Genomic DNA, 19,119 nt, shown 5'->3' on the forward strand with positions numbered 1-19,119 from the left:
ACTATTTCAGGAGGCTATGGCGAAGCGCCCACTTTTCCGGTCCGTGAACGGCGGCGAAGAGCAGGCCCGCTAGGAAACTGAAGTGATCGACGAAGAAGCCGAACTCGGCCTGGTTCTGCTGCCAAAGCGACGGGCCATGAAAGGAAAAGGCGAGGAAGATCACGTAAATGCCTGCGAGCAGGCTTGCCTCGCTGAAGAAGGCGCCTGTGATGAAGGCGAGCGCCAGCGCGATCTCGAAGAAGGCGGCGATCCAGGTGAAGAATGTCGCCGCCGGAAAGCCGGCCGCGGTGATATAGGCTGCCGTCGCGCCGATATCGGCAAACTTGAAGCCGGCAGCCATGAAAAAGATGAGGCTGAAGATGATGCGGGCAATGATGATTGCGATTGCTCTAGCCATTTTGAAATCTCCTCTTTGAGCTTCCACTATGACGGGTGAAGCGCCCGATATCCGACAGGGCGAATGAAAAAGGACCGCTTTCGCGGCCCTTCTGATTACCATTCGGCGAAGCTGCCATCTTCGTGGCGCCAGATCGGGTTGCGCCAGCGGTGGCCTTCCTTGGCGCGCTCGATGACATAGGCTTCGTCCACTTCAACGCCGAGGCCAGGGCCTTGCGGAATGGAGACGAAACCGTCGGCGTACTGGAAGACTTCCTTGTTGGAGATGTAGTCCAGGATGTCGTTGCCCTTGTTGTAGTGGATGCCGAGACTCTGCTCCTGAATGAAGGCATTGTAGGAGATGGCGTCGACCTGCAGGCAGGCGGCGAGCGCGATGGGACCGAGCGGGCAATGCGGAGCGAGCGCCACATCATAGGCTTCGGCCATGGCGGCGATCTTGCGGCATTCGGTGATGCCGCCGGCATGGGAAAGATCGGGCTGGATGATATCGACATAGCCGTCGGAGAGAACCGACTTGAAATCCCAGCGGGAATAGAGGCGTTCGCCGAGCGCGATCGGTGTCGAGCAATGATTGGCGATTTCCTTCAGGGTCTCGCGGTGTTCTGACAGGACTGGTTCCTCGATGAACATCAGCTTGTAGGGCTCGAGCTCCTTGGCGAGCACTTTTGCCATCGGCTTGTGGACGCGGCCATGGAAATCGACGCCGATGCCGATATGCGGGCCGATCGCCTCGCGGATGGTCGCAATAGTCTCGACCGCCTTGTCGATCTTCTCGTTGGTATCGACGATCTGCATCTCTTCGCAGCCGTTGAGCTTGATGGCCTTGAAGCCGCGGGCGACGACGTCCTTGGCGTTGCGGGCGACGTCGGAGGGGCGGTCGCCGCCAATCCAGGAATAGACCTTGATGCGGTCGCGCACCTGTCCGCCGAGCAGCGAATGGATCGGCTGGCCGAGTGCCTTGCCCTTGATGTCCCAGAGCGCCTGGTCGATGCCAGAGATTGCCGACATGTGGACGGCGCCGCCGCGGTAGAAGCCGCCGCGATACATGACTGTCCAGTGGTCTTCGATCAGGAAGGGGTCCTTGCCAACAAGATAATCGGCGAGCTCGTGAACGGCAGCCTCGACGGTTAGAGCACGACCTTCGACGACCGGTTCGCCCCAGCCGACGATGCCCTCATCGGTTTCGATTTTCAGAAACAGCCAGCGCGGCGGGACGATGTAAGTGGTCAGTTTGGTGATCTTCATGGAAATCGTGCTCTCGTTTCGCTTCGTGTTCCCATCAGCGGCCGAGCCGCCGATATTGTTCTGAGTTCTGTTATTTCGTCATTTCGTTATCGCGTTCGGCCGGCGGCGGTCAGGTCGCGTTTGGCGAGGTCGAGAATTCGGTTGACGCAATCGCGCGCGCCCGCCGCGTCCCGTAGACGCAGTGCCTCGACCACCTTGCCATGCAGGGCAAGCGCCTCTCGGTGATCAGGCATGGCGAGGTTCGAGGCGTGGAGCGCAAATTTCAGGGCGGCATGGATAGCGCTGGAGAGGCGATGGAAGACCTGGTTATGGCTCGCCTTGAGAAGCACCGTATGGAAGAGGAGGTCCGCCTCGGTGAAAGCTTCGGAATCGTCGCTCGCCGACTGCATGCGCTGCCAGGCATCCTCGAGATTGGCGATTTCCTGAGCGGTCGCGCGGCTTGCAGCATATTCGGCGGCAGCCGGCTCGATGGTGCGGCGGGCTTCGAGAATGCTGGCAAGCAAGTCGAAATCGGCGAGATGCGGTCCCATCCATTCCAGCACATCCTGATCGAGGATATTCCACTCATCCTTGTCACAGACAGTGGTGCCGATGCGCGGCTTGCCGCGCACAAGTCCCTTGGATTCCAGAACCTTCAGGGATTCGCGGATGACGGTGCGGCTGACGCCATGGAGTTCGCAGAGATCGTTTTCGCGCGGCAGCAGTGTACCGACAGCATAGCGGTTGGCGCAGATATCTTCGGCGATCGCCGCCGTGACGTTACGGCGGACGCGCGGCCGGCGCTCGGGCACCGAGCTCTTTTCGTCGCGTCTTGCTGCAGGCTGCATCGAAAGGCTCCTCGTGACCGGTCTTTTAAAGCAATCATCATACATAAACAATGCTCTTGTATGATGATTGGCATTCAATCTGGTGTCGTCTTCCGCGGATAGAGGACTATATTGCCGGTCGTAAGGGCAGAGTGTCCTTCGCGGTGGAGCGGCGCAACGCTTCGAAAATCAATCGAAACAGGAGGACGGCATGCAGATCAATCGTACAGCTTCGGCCCATTGGTCGGGTGGTCTCAAGGACGGCAAGGGTCAGATCTCGACCCAGAGCGGCGCGCTCAGCAATTATCCCTACGGCTTCGCAAGCCGCTTCGAAGGCGTTGCCGGCACCAACCCGGAAGAGCTTATCGGCGCTGCTCATGCAGGCTGCTTCACCATGGCGCTGTCGCTGATCCTCGGCGAAGCCGGCCTCAAGGCCGACCACATGGAAACCTCGGCCAAGGTGACGCTGGAAAGCGTCGAAGGCGGCTTTGCCATCACTGCCATCCACCTGTCGCTATCGGGCAGCATTCCCGGCGCCGACCAGGCGAAGTTCGAAGAACTCGCCGGCATGGCGAAGGCTGGTTGCCCGGTTTCCAAGGCACTTTCCGCCGTTCCGATCACGCTCGACGTCAAGCTCGCCTGATCTTTCAAACCTGTTTTCGTTGCGATGCCGCGGCCTGCCCAGGCTGCGGCATTTTCGTCTGCATCGCAAAATCATTGACAAATGAAGGATGATGTTTTACGACTGACGAAATTCAAAATTCGTCAGTCGTTAATATCGGGCCTGAAACCATGAATGACATCGCGGAAAACACGCTGGACGTCACACGGCAGGAAAATATCACCCGCATCCTGGATGCGGCCGAGCGGCTTTTCCGCCACTACGGCTATTCCAAGACGACCGTCGCGGATGTGGCCCGCGACCTCGGCATGTCGCCTGCCAATATCTACCGTTTCTTCGCCTCCAAGGTTGAGATCCACCAGGCGATCTGCGGACGCATGCTGGCGATGAGCTATGAGCTTGCGGCCAATATTTGCCATCAGAAGATCAGCGCTTCCGACCGGCTGCGCCAGTATGTGCGCAGCCAGTACCAGCTGACGCTCGACATGATGCTCGATCAGCAGAAGGTGCATGAGATGGTGATCGTCGCGATCGAACGCGACTGGCATGTCATCGAGAAGCATATCGACTCCATCCACGCATTGATTGCCGACGTTATCCGCGAAGGCATCGCTGCCGGTGAATTCGCCGACCAGGACCCCGAGGTCGCCTCCCGCTGCTTCGGAGCGGCGACCATCAATCTCTGTCACCCGCAAATGGTTGCCCAATGTCTTGCCAAGACAAACCGGGCGACCGTGGACGAACTGATCGAATTTGCGATCAGGGCACTCAGAAAATAAGCGCGGCAAAGACCGTCAAGAAAAACCCGAAACGATCAGGAGTGCGAAAGATGTTTTCGCTCAAGACCTTCAGCAACCGCGTGCCGTCCGTCATGAGCCTCGCGCTCCTTAGCGCGGTCGGGCTCGGCGTCGCCGGCTGCACGGAAGAAAAGGCAGAGGTCAAGGACGTTATCCGTCCGGTCAAGGTGGTCGAAATCGCCAAGGCCGGCGATACCCGTACGCTGGATTATTCCGGATCGGTAAGGGCGCGCACGGAAATGAACCTCGGCTTCCGCGTCGCTGGCAAGATCACCGAGCGTCTCGTCGATATCGGCGAACAGGTGAAGCCGGGTGACGTTCTCGCACGGATCGACTCGACCGACTACCAGCTTGCGGTGAAGACTGCCGATGCCAATCTCGCCGCTGCCGAAAAGGCCGTCGAGACGGCCGATCTCGTCAACCGCCGTGCCGAGCAGCTGTTCGACAAGAATGCCGCGCCGAAATCCCAGGTCGAGCAGGCTTCGCTCAGCCATGACCAGGCGATTTCGAGCCGGGATGCTGCCGCTTCCGCGCTCGACCAGGCGAAGAACCAGGTGAGCTATACGGAACTCAAGGCGGACCATAGCGGTATCGTCACCACCATCAATGCCGATGTCGGACAGGTCGTGGGATCCGGCACGCCCGTCGTTGCCGTTGCCGTCGATGGTGAGAAGGAAGTGCAGATCGCGGTGCCTGAAAACGATATCGCCCAGTTCAAGCCCGGCAAGACCGTGAAGGCGAGCTTCTGGTCCGATGACAAGCTTGTGCTTGACGGCACCGTTCGCGAGGTCGCGGGTAGTGCTGACCAGCAGTCGCGCACCTTCGCCGTGCGTGTCAGCCTGCCGAACGATCCGCGTGTGCTGCTCGGCATGACGGCGACGATCGAGGCGGATGTCAGCAACAGCGATACCTATGTCTCCATTCCGCTCAGCGCGCTGGCGCAAAAGGACGGCAAGAAGGTCGTTTGGACCGTCGATCGCGGGACGGCGACCGTACACTCCCGTGGCATCGAGGTCGCCGATTTCACTGGTGATGGCGTGCGCGTAACCAATGGGCTCGACAATGGCGATCTCGTCGTTGCCGCTGGTACCCAATTCATGAGCGAAAACCTGAAGGTCAAGCTTCCCGATCAGCAATCGGCTTCGGCCGAAACGGACGCAGCCGTCCGCTGAACGGCTCAAGGAGAGGGAACAGGATCATGGACGCCAACAGCACTGAAAAGCGCCCCTTCAATCTTTCGCGCTGGGCGATCGGCCATCCGGGCATCGCACGCTTCCTTTTCGGTTTGATCCTGATCACCGGCGTGCTCGGCCTGACGCGCATGGGCCAGAAGGAAGATCCGGACTTTACCTTCCGCGTCATGGTCGTCCAGGCGCTCTGGCCGGGCGCTTCCCTTCAGGACATGGAAGACCAGGTCACCAACAAGATCGAGCGCAAGCTGCAGGAAACGCCGCATCTCGACTGGGTAAAGTCCTATACACGCGCCGGCAGCACGATCATCACCGTGCAGGTGAAGGGCGATACGGATTCCGCCCAGGTGGCCGATGCCTTCTACCAGGTGCGCAAGAAGGTCGGCGATATCAACGGCGACCTGCCGCAGGGCCTGCTCGGCCCGTATTTCAACGACGAATTCGGCGATACCTTCATCACGCTGCATTCGATCAGCGGCGACGGCTATTCCTATCCTGAGCTGAAAAAGTACGCGATCCAGGCGCGTGACATGCTGCTGACAACGCCGGGTGTCGAAAAGGCGGTCATCATCGGCGACCAGCCGGAGAAGATCTATATCGACGTCTCCTCCAAGGCGCTCGCCGAGCGCGGTCTGACGATCCTCGACCTGCAGAATGCCATCAAGGGCCAGAATGCCGTCGATCCTGCGGGCAATGTCGATACCGGTCTGCGTTCGGTGCGCATCTCGGTCGAAGGCAATGTCCACAAGGTGGAAGATATCCGCGAACTGCGGCTGCGCTCCGGCAATCAGGTGACACGCCTCGGCGATATCGCCACCGTCACCTCCGGCCTCGAAGATCCCTACCAGCGCAAGTACCGCTATAATGGTCACGACAGCGTGCAGGTCGGCGTCGTCATGGCTAAGGGCTTCAAGGTCACCGACGTCGGCAAGGACGTCGACGCGACCTATAAGCGCTTCGAGGACTCGCTGCCTTATGGCGTCTCTGTCGACCAGATTTCCAACCAGCCTGACGTCGTGACCGATGCGGTCAGCGAATTCATGCATGCGCTCGGCGAAGCTCTCGCCATCGTGCTCATCGTCTCGTTCCTGTCGATCGGCTGGCGCTCGGGTCTGGTGATCGCCATCGCCATTCCGCTGGTATTGGCTGCGACCTTTGCCATCATGTACGAACTCGGCATCGACCTGCAGCGCATTTCGCTCGGCGCGCTGATCATCGCACTCGGCCTGCTGGTCGACGATGCGATGATCGTCGTGGAACTGATGGAGCGAAAGCTCGAGGAGGGTCTCGTCAAGATCGACGCGGCGAGCTTCGCCTATTCCTCGACCGCCTTCCCGATGCTGACGGGTACGTTGATTACCACGGCCGGCTTCATTCCCGTCGGCTTTGCGGCATCGACGGCCGGCGAATATGTGCGCTCGCTCTTCTATGTCGTCGGCATTGCGCTGGTGACCTCCTGGTTCGTGGCGGTCTATTTCACGCCTTGGCTCGGCTATATGATCCTCAAGCAGCGCAAGCATGCCGGCGAGCATCATGACGTGTTCGACACCCGCTTCTATCGCGGTCTGCGCCGCACGGTCGGCTGGGCGGTGCGCCATCGCGTCATCGTGCTTGCGCTGACGCTTGCCACTTTCGCCACCAGCCTGTGGAGCTTCCAGTTCATTCCGCAGAACTTCTTCCCGCAGTCCTCCCGTCCGGAAATCCTCGTCGATCTCTGGCTGCCGGAGGGAACCAGCATCAAGCAGGTGGAAGTCGAGGCCAAGGCGCTGGAAGCCAAGATGATGGAGGATCCCGACAAGAAGTTCATCGCCACCTATATCGGCGAAGGCGCGCCGCGCTTCTTCCTGCCGCTCGACCAGCAGCTTAGCAACCCGAACTATGCCCAGCTCCTGATCATGGCCAATGACGAGCCGGCCCGCGAGCGGCTGATCACCAAGCTCAGGACGATCCTTGCGGAAGATTTCCCCGACATCCGCGGCAAGGTCGATCGTCTCTTCCTCGGCCCGCCGACGGGCTGGCCGGTGCAGATGCGCGTGATGGGTCCGGATCGTGCCGAAGTACGCAGGATTGCCGACCAGGTGAAGGAGCGCTTCACCAGGGATCCGATACTCGGGGCTGTCCATGACGACTGGCTGGAACCGGTGCCGGCGATGAAGCTGGTCATCGACCAGGACCGTGCCCGCGCACTCGGCGTCACCTCGCAGCGCGTTCGACAGATGCTGCAGACCGCCATGTCCGGCGCGCCGCTCGACGATTTCCGCGACGGCGAGGAGACGGTCTCGATCGTCGCCCGGGAGCCGGACGCGAACCGTTCGCTGCTCTCGGCCGTCAACTCGGTCTATGTGCCGACGGATTTCGGTGGCTTCGTTCCGGTCTCACAGATCGCCAAGGTCGTGCCTGTCGTTGAACAGGGCCTCGAATGGCGGCGCGACCGCCTGCCGACGATATCGGTACGTGCAACCCTGCCCGACAATGTCCAGTCGAACGACGTCGTGACCAAGCTCTATAACGACATGCAGGACCTGCGCGACAGCCTGCCTGCCGGCTACAAGATCGAGATCCAGGGCGGCGCGGAGGATTCGGCCGAGAGCCAGGCCTCGATCGCGGCCAAGGCGCCGATCATGCTCGTCGTCATCATGATCCTGCTGATGGCCCAGCTGCAGCATTTCGGCAAGGCGATGCTGGTCTTCGCCACCGGTCCGCTCGGCATTATCGGCGCGGCTTCGGCCCTGCTGATCAGTGGCGCACCCTTCGGCTTCGTGGCGATCCTCGGCGTCATTGCGCTGCTCGGCATCATCATTCGCAACTCGATCATCCTCGTCGACCAGATCGACCAGAACATCAAGGCGGGCATGCACAGGCAGGAGGCGATCATTAGTGCGGCCGTGAACCGCTTCCGGCCGATCACGCTGACGGCGCTGACGGCCGTGCTTGCGCTGATCCCGATCTCGCGCGGCGTCTTCTGGGGTCCGCTCGCCTACGCCATGATGGGCGGCATCCTGGTCGCCACCGTGCTGACCATCCTCGTGCTGCCGGCCGGCTATGCCCTGTTCTTCGGTCGCGAGCCGAAGACCAGGAATAACGAACATGCCAATGCCAACCAGGAAGAGGCGGATGGAGATATCCATCATCCGCCGGCATTGGCAGCCGAATGAGGCAATGGCGCGGTCGAGGCCGCGCCATTTTTGTTTCGGCCCATAGGGTTCGGCAGGTAGCCGGTACAGCCTGATATTTTCCAGCGGCCGAGAAGACGGTGGCGCTAAACGGGAGTAAAGATCGCTCTATATAAGCTGGAGGGAGGTATGACCGTGGCCGATTACCGTCTGGAAGCGAGCTGGAGTCCGGTCGAAGGAAGCTTTGGGCGTTTCACCTTCACGCTATTCAATCTGTCCGCCAAGCCGCTGTCCGGCTTTACGCTTGCCTACACGTCGTTAACCCGCGTGGCGGACAAGCATGTCGCCGAGGGTGCGACACTCAAGCGGCGCGTGGCGAATTTTCATGAGTATTCTCCGCCCGAGGGGCTCACCATCAAGCCAGGTGGCAGCTGGCAGTTTACGGTGGAAGGCCTGACGAACGGCCCGAAACATGTCACGTCGGGTATCAAATCCGCCTACCTCACGCTAGCCGATGGCCGGCACGTGCCCGTCAGCTTTGGCGATCTGATGCTCGATGGTGCGGAGCGCGGCGAATTGCCGGAGCTTCTGCCGAAGGGCGAGGTGACTGAGCCATATTCGCTGCTGCCCTGGCCCCTACACCTGTCGCTGCGGCCGGGCGATGTGCCGCCCGTCGCACTTTATCCGGCAGCCGGCTCGAGTGCCAAGAATATCAGGGCCGTGGAGAAGGTGCTCGCCCTCTACCAGCGGCTCTTTCCGGCGGACAACGTGCCTTTCACGCTGCAGCCGGTTCAGGGGGGCCGACAGATCCGCTTCAGGGGGAATCCTCGATCATGGAGGCGGCCTATGAGCTGCGTTTCACGGCACAGGAGATCATTCTTGGTACCGATGATGCGGCCGGGTTGCTTTACGGGTTGATCAGTCTTGTGCAACTGCTCCATGGCGCGCGCCATGATCCGGAAACCTTCCAGTTTCCGGTCTTCGGCACTATCGCCGATCAACCCCGCTACGTATGGCGCGGCTGTCATCTCGATGTCAGCAGACAGTTTTATCCGGTCCCTGATATCAAGCGGCTGATCGATATCCTCGCCTGGAACAAGCTCAATATTTTTCACTGGCATCTGACCGACGATGAAGCCTGGCGGTTGGAGATCAAGGCCTATCCCGAGCTTACGGAGATCGGTGCGAAGCGCGGGCCTGACGAAGTTCTATTGCCGCAGCTCGGCGATGGCGCGGAGCCACGTTCAGGATTTTACAGCCAGGATGATGTCAAAGGGATCGTTGCTCATGCAGGCATGCTGCGTGTCGAAGTCGTGCCGGAGATCGATATACCCGGTCACAGCTCCGCCGCACTCTTCTCCCTACCGCAGCTCGTCGATGGACAGGAGGCGCCGGACTGCTACCGGTCGGTGCAGGGATATCCAAACAATGCGCTCAGTCCAGCGGTCGAATTCACTTATGAGTTCCTCGGCAAGGTGTTCGACGAAATGCTCCCGCTCTTTCCGTCCGAATATATTCATATCGGCGGCGACGAGGTGCCACATGGCTCCTGGCTTGCCTCGCCGCTTTGCAGAACGTTGATGGAGCGTGAGAAGCTTGCGGGTACGGCTGAACTGCAATCCTATTTCCTCCGACGGATCAAGGCGATGCTTGCCGAGCGCGGCAAGAAGCTTGCCGGCTGGAACGAGGTTTCTCAGGGCGGCGGCGTCGATCGCGAAGGCACGCTACTGATGGCCTGGGAAAAACCTGAAGTCGGCATCGAGCTGGCACGTGAGGGTTATGATATCGTCATGACGCCGGGTCAGGCCTACTATCTCGACATGGCGCAGGCAGAAGACTGGGGAGAGCCGGGTGCCAGCTGGGCCGGCTTCACGCCACCGGAAAAGACCTATGCTTACGAAGCCGAAGGCGAATTGCCGGAGGAGCTGAGAGAGCGGATGCGCGGTATCCAGGCCTGTATATGGGGCGAGAATTTCGTCTCGCGGGCCTATTTCAACAGGCTGGTCTTCCCGCGGCTGCCGGCCATCGCCGAAGCGGCCTGGACTCCCTGTCTGCGGAAGGACTGGCTGCGCTTTGCCGCGATCGTCCGGATGTGGCCGACGCTTTAGAACTCTGCTTCTACGCGATCCAGCAAAGCGCCGCACCGTTTTATTGGAATTTCACTATGCAGCTTCAGCCTTGAGGCCCAGAAGTGCCGCGCCGATCAGGCCTGGTTCGATACGGCATTCACTGCGCACGACCAGCGGGCGATCGAATTTCCGCAGGATACGAGCGCGCACCGCCTGATCCAGCTCCGCCAGAAGCGGCTCCACATTCGAAAGACCGCCGCCGACGGGCACGATGGTTGCGCCTGTGATGTTGATGGCGAGTGCTAGTGGCGAGGCGACGAGATCGACATAGACGTCGATCGTGCGATTGGCCTTTTCCTCGCCATTGCGCCAGTTGGCGATGATTTCCTCGCTGGAGAAGTCGAGATCGTGCAGCGTCTGGTGCAGGCGTTCCAGACCACGCGCGCCGCCGACGGTATCAACACAGCCCTTCTGGCCGCAGCCGCAGGCATAGGCAGGGATGGCGACCGGCGGAGTGCCGGCTTGCGATGCGATGATCGGGCCATGGCCCCACTCGCCGGCAAAGCCGCCCGACGCATTGATGAGGCGACCATCTGAGACGACGCCGCCGCCGACGCCAGTACCGAGGATGGCGCCGAAAACGATACGATGGCCGCGACCGGCGCCGAGTTCGGCTTCCGCCATGGCGAAACAATCGGCATCATTGGCGATCAGCACAGGCAGGCCAAGTTCATCCTCCAGGTCGGCGGCGAGGTTGCGGTCGTGGATGCAGGGGATATTGGCGACGATGAGGCGCTGCGTGTCCGGGTCGACGACACCGGCAATCGAGAGCGCAATGCGCGAGGGCTGTTCGCCGGTCTCGGCGATGATGCTCTTCAGCGTCTCGACGAAAGCCGGGAAGTCATCCTTGGGGGTCGGGCGGCGGCCAAGCGGTACGATGTCGGATTCCGAACGCGCAATCCCGCCCTTGATGGCGGAGCCTCCGATATCGAATGAAATAATCATCTGATGTCTGCCAATTGTCTGTGCTCGGCGTCTGCTCGCACTCTTGGCGGTGAATTACAAGGATTATTCGATAAATGAACAAAGCCTGATCGTTATGAGCTGATAATTTCATCCGCCAAGGTCATGCTATTGGCATATTGCATGGGCAAGCTTCCTATCATTCACCCTTCCGACGCCGGATTCATGACAATCGAAAATACCGAAACTCACAGAACCACCGCCCGCAGGCCGCGTCCGAAAGGCAAGCGCCTGTCGTCCATCCTGCGACAGATGGCGGCGGATCGAAGCCGCGAACGCCTGTCGATCGGCGACCTGTTCCAGACGATGGGCGACAGGGCGATCGGCGCGCTGATGCTGATCTTTGCGCTGCCGAACGCCTTTCCGACGCCGCCTGGCACCTCGTCGCTGCTCGGAGCACCGTTGATCTTCCTTGCCGCACAGCTTACCTTCGGCCTGAAGCCGTGGCTGCCGAAGGCGATTGCGGCGCGCTCCATGCGGCGGGAGGATTTCGAGACGATCGTCGGACGCATTCATCCCTGGCTTGCCTGGGCGGAGCGTATGCTGCAGCCACGATTGAGCATTTTCGTCGAGCCGCCGGCGGAATATCTGGCGGGCTTCTGCTGTCTGGTGCTGGCGATCGTTCTCGTGCTGCCGGTGCCACTCGGCAATATCCTGCCGGCGATTGCGATTTCGGTCTTCGCGTTTGCCATTCTTGGCCGAGACGGGCTGTTTTCGCTTCTCGGCTTTGCCATGACGGCCGTCTCGCTCATCGTTGCCGGCGGGGTGATCTACGGTCTCGTCAAGGCGGCTATCTACATCGTCATGCAGTGGTTTGGATAAGGAAGCGGTTGCTCATTTTTTCAACGCCCTCGACATTTGCCCGATTTTTGTTTTGATCTGGCGCCAGATAGACTCAAAGAAATTAATCGGCGGCGATAGATGGTAAAAAGAGCGGAGACTTCCGGACGGCTGGACGATGCGGCGCGCGCCGGCTGGCTTTATTATGTCGCCGGCCGCACACAGGATGAAATCGCATCCTCGATGGGTATTTCGCGCCAGTCGGCGCAGCGGCTCGTTTCGCTTGCCGTGGCCGAGCGGCTGATCAAGGTACGGCTCGACCACCCGATTGCTGCCTGCCTTGAACTCGGCAACCAGCTGCGCAAGAAATTCGGTCTGCGCCATGTCGAGATCGTTCCGAGCGATCCCGGCTCATCGTCGACGACGGTTGGCATTGCCGAAGCGGCTGCTTCCGAAATCGAGCGCTGGCTGAAACGCCCCGATCCGATCGTGCTTGCCGTCGGCACCGGGCGAACGCTGAAAGCGGCTGTCGACCAGCTGCCGGCGATCGAATGTCCCAATCACCGCATCGTCTCGCTGACGGGCAATATCGCGCCGGACGGTTCGGCGGCCTATTACAACGTCATCTTCAGCATGGCCGATGCCGTCAAGGCGCGGCACTATCCGATGCCGCTGCCGGTTCTCGTCACCTCGGCCGAGGAGCGGGAGCTTCTGCACGGTCAGCAACTCGTGCGCTCGACGCTGGCGATCAGCGCGCAGGCGGATGTGACCTTCGTCGGTATCGGCGAACTCGGCATTGACGGCCCGCTCTGCGTCGATGGTTTCCTCGAAAAAGACGAGATGATGGAACTGATGCGCAGCGGCGCTGTAGGTGAGATCTGCGGCTGGATTTTCGACGTGGACGGCAGGCTGCTCGACAACCCGATCAACGAGCGTGTTGCTTCCGCTCCCATCCCGCCGCGCGATTCGTCCACGGTCATCGGAATTGCCAAGGGCAAACGCAAGTTCAAGGCGATCAGAGCTGCCATCACAGGCCATCAGGTGAATGGTTTGATTACCGACGAAGAGACGGCTGAGTTTTTGCTCGGTAGTTGAGCAAAAATATTGTCATTTTAAATCAATAACATAAATCAATTGTTCGGCATCGCAGCAACGATTGCCAATTGACAAACTTTCTCTGTTGATGAGTAATTGCCCATGAGCAAAGCGAATGCTCACACTCATCTTCTGGGAGGAAGATATGACATTGAGAACTCTCCTGCTGGGCGCCTGCTCGGCAATGGCGTTTGCCGGCATGGCTTCGGCCGAAACGCTGACAATCGCGACCGTGAACAACGGCGACATGATCCGGATGCAGAAGCTGACGGACGACTTCAAGGCGAAGAATCCCGGTATCGACCTTGAATGGGTAACTCTCGAAGAAAACGTTCTGCGCCAGAAGGTCACGACCGACATCGCGACCAAGGGCGGCCAGTACGATGTGCTCACGATCGGCACCTATGAAGTTCCGATCTGGGCGAAGAAAGGCTGGCTCCTGCCGCTCGACAACCTCGGCGCCAACTATGACGTGGACGATCTGCTGCCGGCAATCCGCAGCGGCATCAGCCAGGACGGCAAGCTCTATGCAGCTCCGTTCTACGGCGAAAGCTCCATGGTCATGTACCGCAAGGACCTGTTCGACGCTGCCGGCCTGAAGATGCCCGACGCGCCGACCTGGGACTTCATCGCAGATGCTGCGAAGAAGATCACCAACAAGGACAAGGAAATCTACGGCATCTGCCTGCGCGGCAAGGCTGGCTGGGGCGAAAACATGGCCTTCCTGACGGCTATGTCGAACTCCTTCGGCGCCCGCTGGTTCGATGAACAGTGGAAGCCGCAGTTCGATCAGCCGGAGTGGAAGGACACGCTGACCTTCTACGTCAACCTGATGAAGGAAGCCGGTCCTCCCGGTGCTTCTTCCAACGGCTTCAACGAAAATCTGGCGCTCTTCCAGACCGGCAAGTGCGGCATGTGGATCGACGCAACGGTTGCTGCTTCCTTCGTGGCCGATCCGAAGCAGTCGCAGGTTGCCGACAAGGTCGGCTTTGCGCTGGCTCCGGACAAGGGCCTCGGCAAGCGCGGCAACTGGCTCTGGGCCTGGAACCTCGCCATCCCGGCAGGCTCTCAGAAGTCTGAAGCAGCCGAGAAGTTCATCGCCTGGGCAACGAGCAAGGACTACACCAACCTCGTCGCCGAAAAGGAAGGCTGGCTGAACGCACCTCCCGGCACCCGCACCTCGCTCTATGCCAGTGCGGACTACCAGAAGGCCGCTTCGTTTGCGAAGATGACGCTCGACAGCATCAACTCCGCCGATCCGACCAAGCCGACTGTGAAGCCGGTTCCCTACGTCGGTGTCCAGTTCGTGGCGATCCCGGAATTCCAGGGCATCGGCACGGCCGTTGGCCAGCAGTTTTCTGCAGCTCTTGCCGGCCAGATCTCGGTCGACCAGGCCCTGCAGAGCGCGCAGCAGCTGACCACCCGCGAAATGACCAAGGCGGGTTACATCAAGTAAAAACCTCCTGAGACGTACGGAATGCTTGACATTCCGCACCTCTGGGCCGCCGATTGCCCGAACTGCATCGGCGGCCGCTTTTTTAAAGCTGTTTCGCAGCCATTTCCGCTTCAGATCAGACCGGTGATTGCTATGGCAACGTTCCACACTCGCTCCGCAGCACGCCTGATGATAGCACCTTCCGTGGTGCTGCTCTTCGCGTGGATGATCGTCCCGCTGGCGATGACGATTTACTTCTCCCTGCTGAACTACAATCTGCTCAGCCCGGGCATGGAGAATTTCGTCGGTCTCTTAAACTACCAATACTTCCTCACCGACCCGGCCTTCTTTGCCGCGCTCATCAACACGCTGGTTCTGGTTGCAGGCGTGCTTGTTATCACCGTGGTCGGCGGCATTCTCTTCGCGCTTCTGCTCGATCAGCCGATCTACGGCCAGGGCATCGTGCGCATTCTGGTCATCGCGCCCTTTTTCGTCATGCCGACGGTGGCGGCGCTCGTCTGGAAGAACATGTTCATGAACCCGGTCAACGGCCTCTTCGCCTATATGGCGAAGGCTGTCGGCCTGCAGCCGATCGACTGGCTGGCCAGCGTGCCGCTGTTCTCCATCATCCTGATCGTCGCCTGGCAGTGGCTTCCCTTCGCCACGCTCATCCTACTTACCGCGCTGCAGTCGCTTGACGAAGAGCAGAAGGAAGCGGCCGAAATGGATGGCGCCGGCCCGATCTCGAAGTTCATCTACATCATCCTGCCGCACATGGCCCGAGCGATCACCGTGGTCATCCTGATCGAGACGATCTTCCTGCTGTCGGTCTTTGCCGAAATCCTGGTTACCACCAATGGCGGTCCGGGCACGCAGAGCACGAACCTCACCTATCTCGTCTATGTCCAGGCGCTGCTGCAGTTCGACATCGGCGGGGCATCCGCAGGCGGCATCGTTGCCGTCGTGCTCGCCAATATCGTCGCGATCTTCCTCGTCCGCCTCGTCGGCAAGAATCTGGAGGCTTAAGATGGCTAGGAAGGTTACTACCCAACGCAAGGTCATCATGACCGCGATCGCCTGGGCGCTCGGCATCCTGATCTTCTTCCCGATCCTCTGGACGTTCCTGACGAGCTTCAAGACGGAGGCGGATGCCATCGCCTCGCCGCCGCAGTTCCTGTTCTTCCACTGGACGACGGAGAACTATGCGGAGGTGCAGAGCCGCTCAAACTATCTCAGCCACTTCATGAATTCCGTGGTGATCTCCTTCGGCTCGACGCTGATCGGTCTCATCATCGCCATTCCGGCCGCCTGGGCCATGGCCTTTGCGCCGACCAAGCGGACGAAGGATGTGCTGATGTGGATGCTGTCGACAAAGATGATGCCGCCCGTCGGCGCGCTCATCCCGATCTACCTCATGTTCCGCAATTCGGGCCTGCTCGATACGCGCACCGGTCTGGTGATCGTTCTGACGCTGATCAACCTGCCGATCATCGTCTGGATGCTCTACACCTACTTCAAGGAAATCCCCGGCGAAATCCTGGAAGCCGCCCGCATGGACGGCGCCTCGCTCGCCAAGGAAATCATCTACGTGCTGACGCCGATGGCGGTGCCGGGCATTGCCTCAACGCTGCTGCTCAACATTATCCTTGCCTGGAACGAAGCGTTCTGGACGCTGAACCTGACGGCTTCCAAGGCCGCACCGCTCACCGCCTTCATCGCATCCTACTCGAGCCCGGAAGGTCTGTTCTACGCCAAGCTTTCGGCGGCTTCGACCATGGCGATTGCGCCGATCCTCATCCTCGGCTGGTTCAGCCAGAAACAACTTGTCCGCGGCCTGACCTTTGGCGCGGTGAAATAAGATCATAGGGAGAGAAACATGGGCAGTATTACCCTTCAAAAGGTTTCGAAGGTCTTCGGCGAGGCCAAGGTCATCCCTTCGATCGATCTCGATATCCGGGACGGCGAATTCGTCGTCTTCGTCGGCCCGTCGGGCTGCGGCAAGTCCACGCTGCTGCGCCTGATCGCCGGCCTCGAAGATGTCTCCGGCGGCAAGATCGTCATCGACGGCAAGGATGCGACCGAGAAGGCGCCATCCGAGCGGGGTCTGGCGATGGTCTTCCAGTCCTACGCGCTCTATCCGCATATGAGCGTGCGCAACAACATTGCCTTCCCGCTGAAGATGGCCGGCATGGACAAGGCGGAGATCGACCGCAAGGTGGATGATGCCGCGCGCGTGCTGAATCTCGGCGATTATCTGGATCGCAAGCCGCGCCAGCTCTCGGGCGGCCAGCGTCAGCGCGTCGCCATCGGCCGCGCCATCGTGCGCCAGCCTTCGGCCTTCCTCTTCGACGAGCCGCTGTCGAACCTCGATGCGGCGCTGCGCGTCAACATGCGCATCGAAATCAGCGAGCTGCACCAGCAGCTGAAGACGACGATGGTCTACGTCACCCACGATCAGGTGGAAGCCATGACCATGGCCGACAAGATCGTGGTGCTCAACAGGGGCAACATCGAGCAGGTCGGTTCGCCGCTGGAGCTTTATCGCAGCCCGCGAAACCTCTTCGTCGCAGGCTTCATCGGCTCACCCAAGATGAACTTCATCAAGGGCCAGAATGCTGCGCAGATGAGTGCGCACACGATCGGCATCCGTCCCGAACATGTGCTGCTGTCGACCGAAAGTGGCGACTGGAAGGGCAGGGTCACGGTGGCCGAGCACCTCGGCTCCGATACGTTCCTGCATGTCGATGTCGAGGGTATCGGGATGGTGACGGCGCGCAGCAACGGCGATTTTGCTTCCAAGGCCGGTGACACGGTCTACCTGACGCCGGACAAGACGCGCATCCATAAATTCAACGAGAGCGGCCTCGCCATCTGAGGCGGCCACCGGCTGGGGGCAGATATGCGGACCGGGCGGTCTCGTCCGGCCCGCGCTACCGGGAGGGCGAAAGCCCTTTCGCAAGACCTTCAAGAGGACTGAAACATGACGTGCAAATTATCGCTGGCAACGCTCGCCGAGGCAGCAAAGACTGCAGCCATTCCGGCCTATGAGCGGGCGTCGCTGAAAGCCGGCATCGTGCACTTCGGCGTCGGCAATTTCCATCGTGCCCACCAGGCGATCTATCTCGACGACCTCTTCAACGCCGGCAGTGACCACGACTGGGCAATCATCGGCGCCGGCGTCCTGCCTTCGGATGCGGCCATGCGTGACAAGCTCGCGGCGCAGGATTTCCTGACGACCGTCGTCGAGCAGGACAACAACAAGACGGCGGCGCGCGTGACTGGGCCGATGATCGATATTCTGCCGGTCGGTGAACCCGCTGTTGTCATCGCCAAGCTTGCCGATCCTGAGATCCGGATCGTCTCAATGACGATCACCGAAGGCGGTTACTTCATCGATGCCTCGGGCAAGTTCAATCCGGCGCATCCGGCGATTGCCGCCGACGGACAGAACCCGGCGACGCCGAAAACGGTCTTCGGTCTGATCGTTGCCGGCCTGAAGGCGCGTAAAGACAAGGGCATCGAGCCCTTCACCGTCATGTCCTGCGACAACATTCCCCATAATGGCGTCGTCACTGCGAATGCCGTCGTCGGCACGGCGAAGCTTTCCGATCCGGCTTTTGCCGACTGGATCAAGGCGAATGTCTCCTTCCCGAACGGCATGGTGGACCGCATCACGCCGGCAACCAGCCAGCGCGAGATCGATTTCCTCAAGGAGAATTTCGATATTGAGGATAACTGGCCGGTCTACTGCGAAGAGTTCAAGCAGTGGGTGCTGGAAGACAAGTTCCCGATGGGCCGCCCGGCGCTTGAAAAGGTCGGGGTTACCTTCGTGCCCGATGTCACGCCCTATGAACATATGAAGATCCGCATCCTTAATGGCGGCCATGCGACGATCGCCTATCCGGCGGCGCTGATGGATATTCATTTCGTACATGAGGCGATGGAGAATGATCTGATCCGCGCCTTCCTCGCCAAGCTCGAGAACGACGAAATCATCCCCATCGTGCCGTCGGTGCCGGATACGTCGCTCGCCGATTATTTCAAGCTGATCGAGCACCGCTTCCTCAATCCGAAGATCGCCGACACGATCCCGCGGCTGGCGCAGGACGGTTCCAACCGCCAGCCGAAATTCATCCTGCCCTCGACGCTCGATAATCTTCGTCAGGGCAGGGATGTCGTCGGCCTCGCGCTCGTCTCGGCGCTGTGGTGCCGCTACTTCTTCGGCAAGAGTGACAGCGGCAAGGAGATCGTCTTCAACGATGCCAGCGCCGACCGTCTGCATGAGGCAGCGGTGAAGGCAAAGGACGATCCGGCGGCCTTCCTCGTCTTTGACGATATTTTCGGCGACGTGGCGAAATCAGATCTTTTCCGCAAGCGTTTCGCCCATGCGCTGAAAACCTTGTGGGAAAAGGGCACGAAGGAAACCTTGCAGCTCTATCTCGACGGCAAGCTCGCAGTGTAAGGAATTACGATGGCGGCATTTCTGCCGCCATCCCGGCCTTGCGGACAAAGCAGGACGGTTGCGTCCGAACTGAACTCAGGTTGGGT

General features: G+C 60.2%; 15 protein-coding genes and 1 pseudogene. 12 read left to right on the forward strand and 4 right to left on the reverse strand.

The features are described 5' to 3' along the window. Nucleotide 1: 1 nt before the first annotated feature. The 3 genes from ACR9ZQ_RS28250 to ACR9ZQ_RS28260 form a co-directional block, all read right to left on the reverse strand. A complete protein-coding gene (locus tag ACR9ZQ_RS28250; protein WP_481429136.1) occupies nucleotides 2-397 on the reverse strand; it encodes a DoxX family protein in 396 nt (131 codons plus the stop codon). A 95-nt stretch (nucleotides 398-492) separates the two neighbouring features. Beyond that, nucleotides 493-1,641, reverse strand: a complete 1,149-nt coding sequence (gene dgoD / locus ACR9ZQ_RS28255; protein WP_481429137.1) for a galactonate dehydratase — start codon at nucleotides 1,639-1,641, stop codon at nucleotides 493-495. 86 nt (nucleotides 1,642-1,727) lie between these two features. Next, a complete protein-coding gene (locus ACR9ZQ_RS28260) occupies nucleotides 1,728-2,468 on the reverse strand; it encodes a FadR/GntR family transcriptional regulator (RefSeq protein ID WP_481429138.1) in 741 nt (246 codons plus the stop codon). A gap of 190 nt (nucleotides 2,469-2,658) precedes the next feature. Here ACR9ZQ_RS28260 and ACR9ZQ_RS28265 point away from each other — a divergent pair, with 190 nt between their 5' ends. The 5 genes and pseudogenes from ACR9ZQ_RS28265 to ACR9ZQ_RS28285 all read left to right on the forward strand — a co-directional run bounded on the left by ACR9ZQ_RS28265 (nucleotide 2,659) and on the right by ACR9ZQ_RS28285 (nucleotide 10,277). After that, a complete protein-coding gene (locus ACR9ZQ_RS28265; RefSeq protein ID WP_183748470.1) occupies nucleotides 2,659-3,090 on the forward strand; it encodes an OsmC family protein in 432 nt (143 codons plus the stop codon). Between the two features lie 149 nt (nucleotides 3,091-3,239). Then, nucleotides 3,240-3,848: a TetR/AcrR family transcriptional regulator gene (locus tag ACR9ZQ_RS28270; RefSeq protein ID WP_481429139.1), complete on the forward strand. Its 609-nt coding sequence runs from the start codon at nucleotides 3,240-3,242 to the stop codon at nucleotides 3,846-3,848. A 50-nt stretch (nucleotides 3,849-3,898) separates the two neighbouring features. After that, nucleotides 3,899-5,038: an efflux RND transporter periplasmic adaptor subunit gene (locus tag ACR9ZQ_RS28275; RefSeq protein WP_481429140.1), complete on the forward strand. Its 1,140-nt coding sequence runs from the start codon at nucleotides 3,899-3,901 to the stop codon at nucleotides 5,036-5,038. 26 nt (nucleotides 5,039-5,064) lie between these two features. After that, nucleotides 5,065-8,211: an efflux RND transporter permease subunit gene (locus ACR9ZQ_RS28280; protein ID WP_481429141.1), complete on the forward strand. Its 3,147-nt coding sequence runs from the start codon at nucleotides 5,065-5,067 to the stop codon at nucleotides 8,209-8,211. Between the two features lie 153 nt (nucleotides 8,212-8,364). Beyond that, nucleotides 8,365-10,277: pseudogene (locus tag ACR9ZQ_RS28285) on the forward strand (beta-N-acetylhexosaminidase). A gap of 54 nt (nucleotides 10,278-10,331) precedes the next feature. Here the strand turns inward: ACR9ZQ_RS28285 and ACR9ZQ_RS28290 are convergent. Continuing rightward, the gene (locus ACR9ZQ_RS28290) at nucleotides 10,332-11,243 is read right to left on the reverse strand and encodes an ROK family protein (RefSeq protein ID WP_481429142.1); all 912 of its coding nucleotides are present in this window, start codon (nucleotides 11,241-11,243) and stop codon (nucleotides 10,332-10,334) included. 261 nt (nucleotides 11,244-11,504) lie between these two features. On the opposite strand from ACR9ZQ_RS28290, the gene ACR9ZQ_RS28295 reads away from it, so the two are divergent. The 7 genes from ACR9ZQ_RS28295 to ACR9ZQ_RS28325 all read left to right on the forward strand — a co-directional run bounded on the left by ACR9ZQ_RS28295 (nucleotide 11,505) and on the right by ACR9ZQ_RS28325 (nucleotide 19,033). After that, nucleotides 11,505-12,083, forward strand: coding sequence for an exopolysaccharide biosynthesis protein (locus ACR9ZQ_RS28295; protein WP_310383995.1), 579 nt, complete (start codon nucleotides 11,505-11,507; stop codon nucleotides 12,081-12,083). Between the two features lie 99 nt (nucleotides 12,084-12,182). Beyond that, the gene (locus ACR9ZQ_RS28300; protein WP_310383884.1) at nucleotides 12,183-13,136 is read left to right on the forward strand and encodes a sugar-binding transcriptional regulator; all 954 of its coding nucleotides are present in this window, start codon (nucleotides 12,183-12,185) and stop codon (nucleotides 13,134-13,136) included. Nucleotides 13,137-13,281: 145 nt separating this feature from the next. Beyond that, nucleotides 13,282-14,592 carry an ABC transporter substrate-binding protein gene (locus ACR9ZQ_RS28305; protein WP_481429143.1) on the forward strand — a complete coding sequence of 437 codons (1,311 nt, stop codon included), beginning with the start codon at nucleotides 13,282-13,284 and terminating at the stop codon, nucleotides 14,590-14,592. A gap of 132 nt (nucleotides 14,593-14,724) precedes the next feature. After that, nucleotides 14,725-15,597, forward strand: a complete 873-nt coding sequence (locus ACR9ZQ_RS28310) for a carbohydrate ABC transporter permease (protein WP_310383880.1) — start codon at nucleotides 14,725-14,727, stop codon at nucleotides 15,595-15,597. A 1-nt stretch (nucleotide 15,598) separates the two neighbouring features. Further along, nucleotides 15,599-16,429 (forward strand): carbohydrate ABC transporter permease, encoded by an 831-nt coding sequence (locus tag ACR9ZQ_RS28315; RefSeq protein ID WP_113325006.1) that lies wholly within the window; start codon nucleotides 15,599-15,601, stop codon nucleotides 16,427-16,429. Between the two features lie 18 nt (nucleotides 16,430-16,447). Continuing rightward, a complete protein-coding gene (locus tag ACR9ZQ_RS28320; RefSeq protein ID WP_310383878.1) occupies nucleotides 16,448-17,446 on the forward strand; it encodes an ABC transporter ATP-binding protein in 999 nt (332 codons plus the stop codon). 105 nt (nucleotides 17,447-17,551) lie between these two features. Further along, nucleotides 17,552-19,033: a mannitol dehydrogenase family protein gene (locus ACR9ZQ_RS28325; protein ID WP_481429144.1), complete on the forward strand. Its 1,482-nt coding sequence runs from the start codon at nucleotides 17,552-17,554 to the stop codon at nucleotides 19,031-19,033. Nucleotides 19,034-19,119: the final 86 nt, after the last annotated feature.

Source organism: Rhizobium sp. KNZ14-9A, from assembly GCF_056755015.1.